General features: G+C 41.8%; 16 protein-coding genes and 1 pseudogene. 7 read left to right on the forward strand and 10 right to left on the reverse strand.

Features of this window, described 5'->3' with window-relative positions; genetic code table 11:
• Window positions 1-6: 6 nt before the first annotated feature.
• A complete protein-coding gene (locus V7K21_RS04100) occupies window positions 7-459 on the reverse strand; it encodes a DUF3531 family protein (protein WP_335171772.1) in 453 nt (150 codons plus the stop codon).
• A gap of 99 nt (window positions 460-558) precedes the next feature.
• Entirely contained in the window at window positions 559-1,518 is a 960-nt protein-coding gene (locus V7K21_RS04105) for a Sll0314/Alr1548 family TPR repeat-containing protein (protein ID WP_335171774.1), read from the reverse strand.
• A 317-nt stretch (window positions 1,519-1,835) separates the two neighbouring features.
• On the opposite strand from V7K21_RS04105, the gene V7K21_RS04110 reads away from it, so the two are divergent.
• Both V7K21_RS04110 and rsmG read left to right on the forward strand, forming a co-directional pair.
• Window positions 1,836-2,510 (forward strand): ABC transporter ATP-binding protein, encoded by a 675-nt coding sequence (locus V7K21_RS04110; RefSeq protein WP_335171776.1) that lies wholly within the window; start codon window positions 1,836-1,838, stop codon window positions 2,508-2,510.
• 89 nt (window positions 2,511-2,599) lie between these two features.
• Window positions 2,600-3,367: a 16S rRNA (guanine(527)-N(7))-methyltransferase RsmG gene (gene rsmG / locus V7K21_RS04115; protein ID WP_335171778.1), complete on the forward strand. Its 768-nt coding sequence runs from the start codon at window positions 2,600-2,602 to the stop codon at window positions 3,365-3,367.
• Window positions 3,368-3,735: 368 nt separating this feature from the next.
• Here the strand turns inward: rsmG and V7K21_RS04120 are convergent, their stop codons facing one another.
• The 7 genes and pseudogenes from V7K21_RS04120 to V7K21_RS04150 form a co-directional block, all read right to left on the reverse strand.
• Window positions 3,736-4,434: a hypothetical protein gene (locus tag V7K21_RS04120; RefSeq protein WP_335171781.1), complete on the reverse strand. Its 699-nt coding sequence runs from the start codon at window positions 4,432-4,434 to the stop codon at window positions 3,736-3,738.
• A gap of 242 nt (window positions 4,435-4,676) precedes the next feature.
• Window positions 4,677-5,444, reverse strand: coding sequence for a superoxide dismutase (locus tag V7K21_RS04125; RefSeq protein WP_335171783.1), 768 nt, complete (start codon window positions 5,442-5,444; stop codon window positions 4,677-4,679).
• A 111-nt stretch (window positions 5,445-5,555) separates the two neighbouring features.
• Window positions 5,556-6,677 carry an ABC transporter ATP-binding protein gene (locus tag V7K21_RS04130; protein WP_335171785.1) on the reverse strand — a complete coding sequence of 374 codons (1,122 nt, stop codon included), beginning with the start codon at window positions 6,675-6,677 and terminating at the stop codon, window positions 5,556-5,558.
• Window positions 6,678-6,752: 75 nt separating this feature from the next.
• A complete protein-coding gene (locus V7K21_RS04135; RefSeq protein WP_335171787.1) occupies window positions 6,753-6,974 on the reverse strand; it encodes a hypothetical protein in 222 nt (73 codons plus the stop codon).
• A 7-nt stretch (window positions 6,975-6,981) separates the two neighbouring features.
• On the reverse strand, window positions 6,982-7,254 hold the full coding sequence (locus tag V7K21_RS04140) for a BrnT family toxin (protein WP_335171789.1): 273 nt from the start codon (window positions 7,252-7,254) through the stop codon (window positions 6,982-6,984).
• A 185-nt stretch (window positions 7,255-7,439) separates the two neighbouring features.
• A pseudogene (locus V7K21_RS04145) lies at window positions 7,440-7,610 on the reverse strand (type II toxin-antitoxin system HicB family antitoxin).
• 25 nt (window positions 7,611-7,635) lie between these two features.
• On the reverse strand, window positions 7,636-8,364 hold the full coding sequence (locus V7K21_RS04150) for a GUN4 domain-containing protein (RefSeq protein WP_335171792.1): 729 nt from the start codon (window positions 8,362-8,364) through the stop codon (window positions 7,636-7,638).
• Between the two features lie 274 nt (window positions 8,365-8,638).
• On the opposite strand from V7K21_RS04150, the gene V7K21_RS04155 reads away from it, so the two are divergent.
• The 3 genes from V7K21_RS04155 (at window position 8,639) to V7K21_RS04165 (ending at window position 11,000) form a co-directional block, all read left to right on the forward strand.
• Window positions 8,639-10,060: an NADP-dependent isocitrate dehydrogenase gene (locus V7K21_RS04155; RefSeq protein ID WP_335171794.1), complete on the forward strand. Its 1,422-nt coding sequence runs from the start codon at window positions 8,639-8,641 to the stop codon at window positions 10,058-10,060.
• A gap of 146 nt (window positions 10,061-10,206) precedes the next feature.
• Entirely contained in the window at window positions 10,207-10,539 is a 333-nt protein-coding gene (locus V7K21_RS04160; protein ID WP_335171796.1) for a hypothetical protein, read from the forward strand.
• Complete coding sequence (locus V7K21_RS04165; protein ID WP_335171798.1) at window positions 10,536-11,000, forward strand: hypothetical protein; 465 nt, start codon at window positions 10,536-10,538, stop codon at window positions 10,998-11,000. The genes V7K21_RS04160 and V7K21_RS04165 overlap by 4 nt, the downstream gene beginning before the upstream one ends.
• Before the next feature lie 117 nt (window positions 11,001-11,117).
• Here V7K21_RS04165 and mtnA read toward each other — a convergent pair whose 3' ends face one another.
• Window positions 11,118-12,179 carry an S-methyl-5-thioribose-1-phosphate isomerase gene (gene mtnA / locus V7K21_RS04170; RefSeq protein ID WP_335171800.1) on the reverse strand — a complete coding sequence of 354 codons (1,062 nt, stop codon included), beginning with the start codon at window positions 12,177-12,179 and terminating at the stop codon, window positions 11,118-11,120.
• Between the two features lie 434 nt (window positions 12,180-12,613).
• Here mtnA and V7K21_RS04175 point away from each other — a divergent pair, with 434 nt between their 5' ends.
• Window positions 12,614-12,775, forward strand: coding sequence for a hypothetical protein (locus tag V7K21_RS04175; RefSeq protein WP_335171803.1), 162 nt, complete (start codon window positions 12,614-12,616; stop codon window positions 12,773-12,775).
• An 84-nt stretch (window positions 12,776-12,859) separates the two neighbouring features.
• Window positions 12,860-13,867 carry a DUF2235 domain-containing protein gene (locus tag V7K21_RS04180; protein ID WP_335171805.1) on the forward strand — a complete coding sequence of 336 codons (1,008 nt, stop codon included), beginning with the start codon at window positions 12,860-12,862 and terminating at the stop codon, window positions 13,865-13,867.
• The last annotated feature ends 76 nt before the right edge of the window (window positions 13,868-13,943 follow it).

Genomic DNA, 13,943 nt, shown 5'->3' on the forward strand with positions numbered 1-13,943 from the left:
TTGTCACTAATTATCGTAAATAGATTGAGGACGACTTTCGCTATCCTCAACCGGCCAATCTGAATTTTCGCCACCAATGTATAATTGTTCAATAGTGACATATTCCTCACTTAGCTGTGTGAGGGCGTTGATTAAAATATCCAGAGCGATCGCATCACTGGTTCCTAAGTCAAACCAACAACGTCCCCATTGACCCTCGTATTCAAATTCACCAATGTTGTGCATCAGTGCGAGCAGGCTTTTGTCATACCCTTGTGCATCATAATTCATGTAGCTAATATCAAGTCCAGTGTCCTGCACCTGGAGATTCTCGGCATTAAATGCACCCAATTTACCCAGATAAAACCAGGAATTGAAAACTTCTTCTACATATTGCTTTTCACGCCCAGAAGGATTTGTGCTGAATTTCAGCCAAATCCATATATCAAAAGGATTAATTTCGCGGAACTGAATCTCCATTTTCGTCTAATATCTCAACTACTCTTCTGAAAATAAGCATATCAAAGTAGACAATAGGCAATAGGGGAAAAATTTTTCTTTTTTGCACCCAATGCCCAATTACCCAGGATTATTCAGGCTAACAGTCCTGCTGCGTTCACGCTCAATTTGTTTGACTAAATCGCTTGGGAGTTGGGATTTTTTAGTCAATGCTTTGTCAAAATTAGCGATCGCTTCCTGGATCATCTGCTGGCTGTTTTCTTTTTGCCCCAGTTGTTTCAGGATTTGGGCTTTGAGATAATAAATTTCTGGATTATCGGATGTGGTTTTGAGCGCCCGGTTGACATACTCTAAGGCCTGGGGATACCGTTTTAAATCTCGGTAAGCAAGAGCAATACCCCGATCCACGAGATACTGAGGAGCAGCATTTTGTTCTAAGCGTCCAATTGCCTGATCTGGGCTAGCAAAAGGCAAATTAACCGCCAACAGTAAATCCATATAACCCTTGATTAAACTCAGTTCTGGATCATTAGCAGAAATTGCTTCAGCTTTGTCTAAATATTCATAAACTTGCCGTAACCGACTAAAGGCTTGCGGCACACCGTTGACTGTACCCTCACGGGTAATAACTACTGCACCCTCTAAAAAATAACCAACAGCAGTGTATAAATTACCACGCAATGGATCGCTAGCAATCAGTTTTTGTCCAGTTTCTAGAGTTTTCTGACTGTAAGTGTCTAGTTTAACCCAATCCTTATTTCCGTATGCTAAAGATGCATTCATGGCATAAGCTAGAGGTTCATTTGGCTCTTTGGATAGTGCTTGTTGCAGATAACGCTCTGCCGCTGGATAGTTGCCCTGTTGGAAAATCGCTTTAAAAGCTGCTTCTGTTTGGTCGCCAATTTGATGAGGTTCGCGATTGCGAAATGGATCGCCAGCCACGGAGGGATTTACCCAGAGATTAAGAGCGATTGCCCAAGGGGCAACGCCAAAGGCGATGGCAGCGCCAAAAGCAGTCTGAGCAAAGGTAGTGAGTCTAGCAAACACTACTAATCGAGGCGAAGAAAACCTTTTAGTCATTTTAACCCTCAGAATAATTGCGGTTGAAATAGTTGTATGTGTTACTTAGAATGCAAAAAATGGTTAATCTGAACTTGCCTGTGCTTCAACTAAAATTTTTTTATATAAAGGTTGACTTTAGTAATTTTTCCATGTTCCCAGGCTTGTTGTAGCCATTGTTTAAGGGTGAGTCTGCCACAATGGAGAAAAAGTGGATTATTCTTGCTGCTAAATTAAGGTGTTTATCCGGGTAATGCGCTAGAAATTTTTCCAGAATTTTCCAGATGCTCTCAGTGTAGCTAATCAGTAATTTGCTGACTTTTTGGTAATTTTAACAAATGCTCTATCTCCGAAATGTAATTTATCACCCGACAGCGTGCCCAACAGCGATTCTCAAATCGATCAACTTGGAATTAGCACCCCAGCAGCTAGGTCTGATTATTGGCCCGAGTGGTTCGGGAAAAAGTACCTTACTAGAAATTTTGTCGGGACTAGCCGAACCCACTACTGGCGCACTCTTCTGGCGGGAACAAGAACTGATAGCCGAACAGCTACAACAATTGGCTGGGTTGGTATTTCAGTTTCCAGAGCGGCACTTTTGCGGTGGTTCGATTTTAGAAGAATTGCGTTTAGGACATCCTGAGTTAGGGTCAGAACGAGTTAGACAGGCGCTGAGTGAGGTGGGATTAGAGCATTTATCGCTTTCCGCTGCCCCTCATGCCTTAAGTGGTGGTCAGCAACGGCGTTTAGCTTTGGCAGTACAATTGATTCGCCAGCCAAATTTACTGTTATTGGATGAACCCACAGCTGGGTTAGATTGGTCAATGCGTCGGCAACTTGTAAGTTTATTGGCGAAACTGAAACAAGATTGGACACTGTTAGTAGTGACACACGATGCTGGGGATCTGTTAGCGATCGCAGACCGTTGCTGGACACTCAACCACGGTGAACTACAATCAGTAGACCCAAAGACACTGGAAGGCAAAGTAAAAGAACCCCTACCAGCAGGATAAAAGGAAAGCAGGGAAAATGATACAAATAAGGGAGATCATGGAGATGGGTAGATAAGTAGATAAAGAAAATAACTCCTAACTCCTAACTAATGACTTACTTATTGCCTGAGATGGCAGAAATCTGGCAGCAAACTCTCAATTGGCAACCAACAGCCCAACAGCAAGCCCAATTCCAAAGGCTTTATGAGTTAATCCTAGAAGGGAACCGCCAACTAAATTTAACTCGAATCACTGATCCCCAAGAGTTTTGGGAAAAACATCTCTGGGATTCTCTGCGAGGAATTGCACCTCTATTATCAGCAAATTTCTCCCCTACTCCTCTACTTCCCTGCTCCCCTGTTCCCTCTGCTCCCTCCACTCTCATCGATATCGGTACAGGCGCAGGTTTTCCGGGTGTTCCAGTGACAATTACTGTACCTAATTGCACAATTACTCTTCTCGATTCCACTCGGAAAAAAATTACTTTTATTGACAATATACTAACTGAACTTGCCCTTACCAATGCCAAAACTTTTGTTGGTAGGGCTGAAGAAATCGGTCAGCACCCCCAGCATCGACAAGCTTACGATATTGCATTGATCCGTGCTGTAGGGGCAGCCTCTGTCTGTGTAGAATATACCTTACCACTGATCAAACAGGGAGGTTTAGCCATAATTTATCGCGGTAATTGGACAAAGGAAGAAACGACGGATTTACAAAATGCTGTTAACCAGTTAGGTGGTGTGATTGAGTTAATTGAAAAATTTACCACTCCTCTAAGTAATAGCATCCGTCATTGCCTTTATGTGCGTAAGGTAGCAAACACAGCACTTAATTTTCCTCGTGCTGTAGGTGTACCTTCTCAAAAACCGCTTTGAGTAGGAGTTTGTGCAAGAAAGAGGGTGTTGCTGAGTAAAAGGATGAATTAGCCACATAAAATGACTCCTCCCCGCAAGGGGAAGAGGTGAGCAAAAATCAAACTTTTTCAGAGCAGGTTTGGTAAAGATATTAGACTTCTTGCAAAAGTCCTTAACATTCCCACTTCTAAGAGGAAATTCTTAGGAGTGGAGTCTTATTTTTGATTTATGCAAGAAGTAAACAGAAGTTGAGCGATGGATAAGGACTCTGAGGGTTTTGTCGTAAGCTTTCTAGAATCTCTTACTAGCATTCATTAATCGATTCCTGCAACTGTAGAAATGGGTTTCTCTAAAACGAATCGCACCCCATATTTCAGCTCAACTACTACTTACCAAGGATTCGCATTTTGATCGTTAATTTTCACCCAATAGCGAATACCTGGGCTACTCAGATTAGGATCGTCGGATTGTGCCCAAAAACCCCAACCTGCATTTGGAGCGCTACCATCATGAAACTCTGCCATCCTGAACCCAGATAGATGATAACGTTCTTGACCAGCTTGGTCACATTTACCATCTGCTACTTCTGGAGACACCAAGGAGCTACCTAGAACGTTAGGAATAGCGAAGATTTCTCCACCAGACCAAGAGTTTTTAGATGCACCACCAGGCGTAATAGCGGATTGAGTCTGATTTGGAATCGGATCAACGGCGAGTTCCAGTGATTTACGAATGCAAAGTAGTGACAGGGATTGATTTACAGAAGTATCACCAGAATAGGGATCGGTTTGACTATCATATCTAACTTGGGCGTAGGTTTTGCCACTGTTGTATACATTGGTATAGATAACAGTGTTGATAATCCAAGTCATGGCTTTCTTAGTAGATAGTGGATTCCATATTGGTCCAGGGTCTTGGTCTATTGGTAATTGTTTTGCGCTAACTGAAGATGCTGAAACCATTGAGGAACCTATTAAGACTACAAAAGTTAAAAGTTTTCCGAACTGTTGGATCAATTGCATACCTGTGTCATTTCCTCTAATGCTATTTTTTGTGCTAGGGTCTGTAGTGCCGTGGGTAACTGCCATTTTTTTCAGCCAAAAACTGCTTGTTTAGTAGCTATCAACTTGCTAGCTAGAAATATTGCCGAAAGTTACATAACTTTATAAATTGGTAAAAGTAGCAGTTTATAGTGCCGGAGATCAGCGTATGGTTTTTGGTGAAACAATCTATCCTTTACACATTTGGCATCACATAAAAAAACTGACAGCAGGATGTTGTTTCTGTTGCCAGCTTTTAAGCGCATATAACTCTAAATTATTGTCTGGTTTCAGGCAAATTTACTTGCTGCTGCAAACCGGTTGTTAATCTCATCCCAATTAACCACGTTCCACCAAGCATCTAAATAATCGGCGCGGCGATTTTGGTAATTGAGATAATATGCATGTTCCCATACGTCATTACCCAGGATGGGATATTTACCTTCACTTAAGGGACTATCTTGATTAGCTGTAGTTGTCACTTCCAACTTGCCAGCTTTGTTACGCACCAGCCAAACCCAACCACTACCAAAACGACCAGCACCAGCTTCGTTAAATTGTTTTTTAAAAGCTGCAAAAGAGCCAAAATTTTGATTAATCGCAGAGGCTATATTTCCTGTTGGTTCTCCCCCACCTTTCGGCTTCATAATTTTCCAGAACATTGAGTGGTTCACATGACCACCGCCATTATTGCGTACTGTTTTGCGAATATCTTGTGGTACTTTGTCAAGTTTCTGCAACAGTTCTTCAACAGTTTTACCTTTGAGTTCTGGGTGTTTGGCTAAGGCTGCATTCAGGTTTTTTACATAAGTTGCGTGGTGTTTATCATGGTGAAATTGCATCGTTTTGGCATCAATGTGTGGTTCCAGTGCTTCGTAGGCGTAAGGTAAAGGCGGTACTTGGATAGCCCCTGTTGTATTTAGTGTTATATTTGGTGTTGTCTTTGATATTGCAGTGTTTCCTTCAGAAGATTTCTCTGCCAATGCACAAGCATCTAATGCAAAAGCACCCGCACCTGCTGTGAGTAAAAACAAGAAATGGCGTCGATTAATAGTCATATAAGTTTTTGCAGCTAATCCATGAAGTCTGTATTGCAGTTTTTATTTTCTTAGATTATGGCTACAAAAAATTGGGAATTGGTGATTATTTTTGGCAGCTTAAAAAACTATTTATAATATTCTGTCCCCAGTTTTGGGATCAAACACAAACAATTGATTTAAATCGAGTTGTAGAGAAAGGCGATCGCCTGGACGCGGACGCACATCCCCACCCACCAGAATATTCAATATCACCGCCGAACCAGGTAAACCAGTACGAATCAAAGTTTCCCTTCCTAAAGGTTCCACCACTTTAACTTCTACTGATAACTGTCCTGAGTTTTGAGTCCTGTTAGCGGATAGCTGTTGTTCAGCCCGTTCTGAGTCAGTGTTAATTTTTATATGCTCTGGACGAATCCCCAAATCAAAACTGTGTCCTTGACGCGACTGTAATTTTTCTTTCACAACTGCTGGAATCGCTAATAATTGCCCACTCACATCAAAACCGTTATTTTCATAGATTGCAGGCAAGATATTCATTGGCGGACTGCCTAAAAAACTTGCCACCATCTGATTAGCAGGACTTGTATAAATAGTTTGGGGATCGCCGATTTGTTGAATCTGCCCTCGATTTAGCACAACAATTTTATCAGCCAAAGTCATCGCTTCAACTTGATCGTGGGTGACGTAAATAGTTGTAATGCTTAACTCTTGATGTAGCTGTTTCAATTCTGCCCTTGTATCATCACGCAATTGGGCATCTAAATTAGATAAAGGTTCGTCAAGTAAAAACACTTGTGGTTCACGAGCGATCGCTCTCCCTAATGCTACCCGTTGTTGCTGTCCCCCAGAAAGTTGTTTGGGTTTACGATCCAGCAGGTGATCCAGAGAAAGCGATCGCGCCACATTCATCACCCGTTCTTGAATGATTTTCCGGTCTACCTTCCGCATCTGCAAGCCAAAGCCGATGTTTTCTGCCACACTCATGTGAGGATAGAGAGCGTAGTTTTGGAACACCATCGCCACATCCCGTTGTCTGGCTGGGATATTATTCACCAAGCGATCGCCAATAAAGAGTTTGCCAGATGTAGCGGTTTCTAAACCAGCGATCGTTCGCAAAATTGTAGATTTACCACAACCCGATGGTCCGACTAGAACCCAAAACTCGCCATCAGGAATTTCAAAGGTAATATCCTCAATCGCGGTGACGTTATTAAATCTACGCTTAATATCTTCTAGACGAACGTTTGCCATTATCCATTTTGATATTTACAGTTTGGGATCTACGGCACTTTTAACTCAGCACTAGGGGCTTTTATTCGCCCCTTCTCAGGAACTGTGAGGCTGCTTTGTAAGTGCAGAAACTTGGTTTTCCTGCACAACTCTAATCAGAAATCTTAGAGCCTCATTGACAGCATCAGCATTGGGAAAAACTTCTGCAACATCAGGTTCTAAACGAATTGTTGTCTTACCAAAGTTCTTCCGTTCAGGGCCGAACTTTCTGACCCTTAGGCTCTTTAAGTCATACTCTGAACGCAGATCGTCTTCCATTTATGGCTTACCCTTCTTTGTATGCTTCTCGCTCGGATCGCGTTACTTCTCTTGCGCTAATCAGACGAATCGAATTTCCTCTCTCCGTATACGACATGATTAGTAAGCGTCCCCGACTTGATTCTTCAATAATAAGGTAACGCTCCTCATCATCAGAATGGTCTGGATCATAGAAGTCAACATAGAGCGGATCATCAAAAACAGTTTTGGCTTTTTCAAAGGAAACCTGATGTTTTAAAATATTTATTGCCGCTTTGTTTTCGTTCCACTCAAACTTCATGAAATTATTAAATCACGCTTTTAAATACCTGAATTTGCAGGTACTATTTCATCATTTTTTGATTATAAGATAATGTCTGAAAAGTTTGCGAATTTACTATTAAGTTATGAGATGCTGGGCAAATACTAAACTGTCGCTACTACCCTACGGTATCTTGCTACAGCATGACATTTTGGACTGACTTCTCAGACATCCTCTAAACAAAGTTCAATTACTTCTTCCATATTAGCCATTAACTCATCAATTGTTTCTCCCTGACTGTAACAGGCTTTTAACTAAGGGACTTCTCCGACATAGTAGCCATCTTCATCTCGTTCAATGATGACGGAGAATTCTCGGTTAGTGGGATTTATCATAATCTATTTGTACGTAGGCTCAAAATCATTTTTCTAGATTCTTCGACCAAGCAGGGTGAGAGAGTAAAGAAGCAAAGACTCGTACTCCCCGAAGTTGATTAGAGAGGGGTAAGTGACCTCTAGGCGCACTCAAATCCCAGGTAAACTCGTTAGGGTATCGCGTCCAGGTATTACCTGCTTTCCAGCCAATTTTCGGCCAGAAATTCTCCCAGTTTTTACCCAAACTTAACCAGATTTCTCGCTGCACTGAAAAGCCAAATTTACCTTCGGAGTGGACTAACCAGAGGTTGTTAATGGTTTGCAAGTCAACAGCCGGGGAATTTTCTACTTCACTAAAATACAACCATTTTCGTTGTACAGCCGTTGGCCCTGAGAGTTCACACATTTTTTCGATGGTGACGCGATCAGCTGCTTGGAAGTCTTGAACAGCCAGTAGCTGTTGCAAAGAATTGTAGTTAATCCCGCACTCTGATTTTAGAGGTACAATTCCCTCAGGAAAACAGGAGCGCAGAAATTCTTTGGCTTGAGGTGCATCAGAGTTGTAGAGGACTTGGTAAGCTTTGCCATCAACCCAAGTCGCTTGGTTCTCACGTCGTTTCAGTAAAAATTCCATCAACACGTCTAATCCCTGATTACCCAACTCAGCTAACTGTGGGATTATCTGTTGTTGGACTTTTTCAGACCCAGCGATTAACGGTAGTCGGAGGGAGTCGATGTCATTAGCAGGGCCTGATAAAATCATTGGGTCTGTCATGCCATTCTTGTGTTAGCGGTCAGTGAAAGAGTGTAAGCTATCGGGCATTCTCTAAGGCGAAGCATTGATAGCGAAAAGTAGTTTACTATTTTTGATCGTACAAAATTGCGATCGCTTCACTGAATCCCACACTTAATCCCCAAATAATGTACAAGGGGAATAGGGGGAAAATCTACGCCTTATGGCTTGGTAAACAAAAGACACAGCAAAATATACAAGCCTGCCACATAAGGTTTTTTTAACTAGCAGCGTATCGATTAGGAGTGTGTGAACTATGTACGACAAGATTACCCCCCCCACAACTGGAGAAAAAATCACCTTCAAAAATGGTGAACCAATCGTACCTGACAATCCAATTATCCCCTTTATTCGGGGCGATGGTACAGGTATAGATATCTGGCCTGCTACTCAAAAAGTGCTAGATGCTGCGGTAGCCAAAGCATACAAGGGTCAGCGTCAAATTAGTTGGTTCAAGGTTTACGCTGGGGACGAAGCCTGCGATTTATACGGCACTTATCAATATTTACCTCAAGACACTCTCACGGCTATTGAAGAATATGGTGTAGCTATTAAGGGGCCTTTGACTACTCCCATTGGGGGGGGAATTCGTTCTTTAAATGTGGCGCTGCGGCAAATTTTTGACTTGTATGCCTGTGTGCGTCCTTGCCGTTACTATGCAGGTACGCCCTCACCGCACAAAAATCCTGAAAAGCTGGATGTAATTGTTTATCGAGAGAATACGGAAGATATTTATTTAGGCATTGAGTGGCGACAAGGTAGCGAAATCGGCGATCGCTTAATTAAAATTCTCAATGAAGAACTGATCCCCGCCACTCCAGAACATGGGAAAAAACGAATTCCTCTTGATTCTGGTATTGGCATCAAACCCATCAGCAAAACTGGTTCCCAACGTCTAGTCAGACGTGCCATTAAACACGCCTTGCTATTGCCCAAACACAAGCAACAGGTGACTTTGGTGCATAAAGGCAACATTATGAAGTACACCGAAGGGGCTTTCCGCGATTGGGGTTATGAATTAGCAACCAGTGAATTTCGTCAAGAAACAGTCACTGAACAGGAATCTTGGATTTTGAGTAACAAGGAAAATAACCTCAATATTTCCTTGGAAGAAAACGCCCGCCAGATTGAGCCTGGGTTTGATGCTCTAACTCCAGATAAGAAAGCGCAAGTTGTCAAGGAAGTTGAAACTGTTCTTAACACAATTTGGGCAACCCACGGCGAGGGCAAATGGAAAGATAAAGTTTTGGTGAATGACCGGATTGCTGACAGCATTTTTCAACAAATCCAAACTAGACCGGATGAGTATTCGATTTTGGCGACGATGAACTTGAACGGCGATTACTTGTCTGATGCCGCCGCCGCCATTGTTGGTGGTTTGGGAATGGGGCCAGGGGCAAATATTGGTGATGCTAGTGCCATATTTGAAGCTACCCACGGCACCGCACCCAAACACGCCGGCTTAGATCGGATTAATCCTGGTTCAGTGATTTTGTCTGGTGTAATGATGCTGGAATTTATGGGTTGGCAAGAAGCCGCAGACCTAGTTAAGAAAGGTTTAAGCGATGCGATCGCGAGTAGCCAAGTCACCTACGATTTAGCCCGGTTACTAGAACCGCCAGTTGAACCCTTAAAATGTTCTGAATTTGCCGAGGCAATTATTCAGCATTTTGGTTAAGTTTACTAGGGTTAGTTAGTCGAATAAAAAGACCTCTAAGAGGTTTTACTACGCAAAACCCGTCCCTCTCCGAGTCGGAGAGGGAAAGAGTTGAACTTTAGGGATAAAAGTATATTTGAGCTTGTAACGTGAAAATTTTTTAAGAAGTGGTTAGACACGAGTTGGTTTTGGGCTTGCTAGATATAGCAGTTAGTCGTGATGTAATCGTGAGCGATCAAGAAAAACCTTTAGAAGAAGACAAGCCCTCTGAAAAGAAAATGATTGTCCAGGGTCTTCTATTCATATTCGTGCTAGTTCCGGCTATATTCATCGTTTTTGGTTTTTTACTCAATGAGTTTGTGGCTAAAACACCCTTAGTAAGGTCGTTTGACGATGCCGCTAGACGAGCTAAAATCGATGCTTGCGAATCTCATCGCGCCTTTGCTGAAAACAAATCACCAGATGATGACTGTTATAAAGAGCAAGGGAATGACCAATGAAAAATAATGCGCCTTTCTTGACACCCAACCCTCAAGATTTCAAGCTCCGTATTGTTTGGAGTGTTGATGCAGTCAGCAAAATGGTGGCTGAACTTTCAAACTGTAAGTGGCTTCCTCGAATTGGTGAAACTTTGGTTTTACCAATAGACGAGTGTAAGCCTAGCTCTTGGTGCAAGTTTAAGGTGTTTGATGTTGTCTATGATTTTCAAAATCAGTCCACAAAGGTTTTGTGTAGCCCGATAAAAACCTCGACTCCACTCAATGCAAAAACACTAATCCAGAACCTCGAAGACAAGAAAGATAAATGGGATGTCTGGGAAAATGCGATCGCAGTAAGTGAGACAACAGCGAAATCTGAGGCTTTAGAGCGTCAGGCTCGTCTAGCACACGAACTTTCTCACATGGATGAGGAAGATGTAAATGAGGAACTAGAAAGGCTGAGAAGAAAAGTTGTGGATTAGTTTAAGACAGGGAGAAGTTCACTTCTAGTAGTTCGTCAAGCTAGTTTTGATTGAAAGTTTGTAGTAAGGACTAAAGTCCTTACTACGAACTTATTTGCCCATCAATTTAAACGTCAATTACACTAATTGCTTTAACTGTGATTTTGCTAATTTATGAGGTGCGATCGCTCCATTCTCTGTAATGATTGCTGTAATCAACTCAGCCGGAGTCACATCAAAAGCTGGGTTGTAAAAATCTACACCTGCAGGTGTGAGAATGGTATCACCAACTTGATAGATTTCTGTTGGATCGCGTTCTTCAATGGGAATTTTGCTGCCATCTGTTAATTCAAAATCAACGGTGGAAAGGGGTGCAGCGACAAAGAAGGGGATATTATGTGCTTTAGCGGCGATCGCAACACTATATGTACCAATTTTATTAGCAGTGTCACCGTTAGCAGCAATTCGATCAGCACCCACAACTACAGCATGAATCAAACCCTGTTTCATGCAATGGGCTGCCATATTATCAGTAATTAATGTGACTGGAATTCCTTCTTGCACACATTCCCAACAGGTGAGTTTTGCGCCTTGTAAGCGGGGACGGGTTTCGTCGGCAAATAAACGCTCTAAACGTCCTTCCCTCCAAGCAGAACGCACAACACCTAAGGCTGTGCCATAACCAGCAGTAGCTAACGCCCCAGCGTTGCAGTGGGTAAGTAGCGTCAGCTTTTTTGGGGTAGTGGGCAAGACTGCCAAACCATTGTCACCGATCGCTTGACAGGTTTGCAAATCTTCAGCGTTGATTGCTTGGGCTGTTTGGAAAAGGGTTTGCTTGATGTCTTCTACTGTTCCCAACGTTTCGTAGGCAGCTTTGATCATCCGGCTAATTGCCCAAAATAAATTCACCGCCGTCGGACGAGTAGAACGCAACAACTGGGCTACTTTATCTAAGTGTTGCAAAAATTCGTGGCGATCGCTTGTTTCAATTTCTCTAGCACCAAGATACATTCCATACCCCGCAGCCACACCAATTGCAGGCGCACCTCGGACAATCATAGTTTTAATCGCCCGCGCCATATCTTCGCTGCGGTGAATTTCCACAAATGTATACTCGTTGGGTAAGCGGGTTTGATCAATTAGTGACACTGAGTCATTATGCCAAATAACGGGATAAACCTGGTTTGTGGAAGGTGTCATAGCAATAGTAATTAGTAGATAAGCAATATTTTTTACTTTAATGCACACTGATAATTTTATTTTAAAAACCAAATTTCATTAACTACAGTATTTCTACTTAATCATTCTTATTAAGTAATTTATTTAACTAATAATCTACGTATGATAGATAGTAAAAAGATTAAAGAGAAATTCCTTAACTAAAAATTTTACTTACCTTGAAAGGGCTATTTATGACATTTATTTATTGACAAAAGCAAAAATATATGTAATTATTTTTAAAAATTTTAATTACAGGTAAAATATATGACATTTATGTTCTTGTTTTTAAAACACTAAAATAAGTAAACTTTTATCTTAAACTAGGTTTTAATTTTTTGATGAGATTGAAAATTATTATCCTTTTCAAGTGTGAAATTCTTTAGTTTCAACCAAAAGAAAAAAAGGAAAAAAGCATGACTAAGCAGGCAAGCTTTATACCTACTGTTGATTTAGTTATCGTTATTGATACTAGTCCTTCGATGAAGGATGAAGCCCAGGCTTTGAGCGATGCTGCTGCTAGTGCTAGTGCGATCGCCTTAATTTATCTTAACTTAACGCTGCGATCGCTGTCATAAAAGTTGATTTTCCTTAGTTAGTAAAAAGTGTTATAAAACCAACAACATTATTGATAAATTACTCAAATGCTTTGAAATAAAACTATGAAACGTCTTGTTATATGCTGTGATGGAACCTGGCAACAATTAATAAGTCCTTACCCAAGCAATGTGGTTAAGTTAGCTCAATCCGTGAAACCTATTGCCAGTGACGGGGTTACACAAATCATATTTTATGACGAGGGCATTGGAACCGAGAGTCAAAAGATTTTAGGAGGAGCTACCGGACTAGGAATCGATAAAAATATAGAAGATTGCTACCGATTTATTAGTCTCAATTATGTTACTGGTGATGAAATCTATCTGTTCGGCTTCAGTCGCGGTGCTTACACAGTTAGAAGTCTAGCAGGGATGATCTATTGTTCTGGTCTTCTAGACCGCCCCCATGTCACCAAAGCACATGAAGCTTACGAGCTTTACCGTGACCGAGGTATTAAACCCAAGGATAAGACAGCAGTAGAACACCGTAAAGACTACGGCAATCGCGTCCCTATCAACTTGATGGGTTGTTTTGATACCGTTGGTGCCCTTGGTATTCCTGGGATACCCGCCTTCAGCAAGTTGAACGAGCAGCTAAATAAGCGGTACAGATTCCATGATACTACTTTAAACAAATGTGTTGAGAATGCATTGCACGCTGTGGCGATCGACGAAATCCGCGAAATCTTTGATGTCACTCCCATGAAAAAGCATGCTGAAGCTGAAAAGCAGCGGGTGATTCAAAAGTGGTTTCCAGGTGGGCATGGTTGCGTTGGCGGTGGAACCGAAGAATACAGCGGGTTATCAGATGCTGCCTTACAGTGGATGATTGATTCGGTTGGTGTCCTGGGATTGGGGCTTGACTTAGATCCAAGTGTGATTCCGACAGGCATTAATCCCAATTATGAATGTGACTTTAAGAACGATGTTGGATTCTTTAAATTGGCTGGAATCAAGTTTCGTGAGGTCGGGGATGTCATTGAAGATATTCATGAAAGCACGATCAACCGTTTGAAAAGTCGCAAGGACTATCGACCGAAAAATCTACAAAAGATTATCGATCAATTGAATTAATTTCTTAATAATGTTGTTTAAAGGAGCGCCTGCTTTAGCGCTCCTGCTAATGTTTCAGTATTGCCAAAACCATCAG

The organism is Nostoc sp. (assembly GCF_036919595.1).
Classification (GTDB): Bacteria; Cyanobacteriota; Cyanobacteriia; order Cyanobacteriales; family Nostocaceae; genus Nostoc.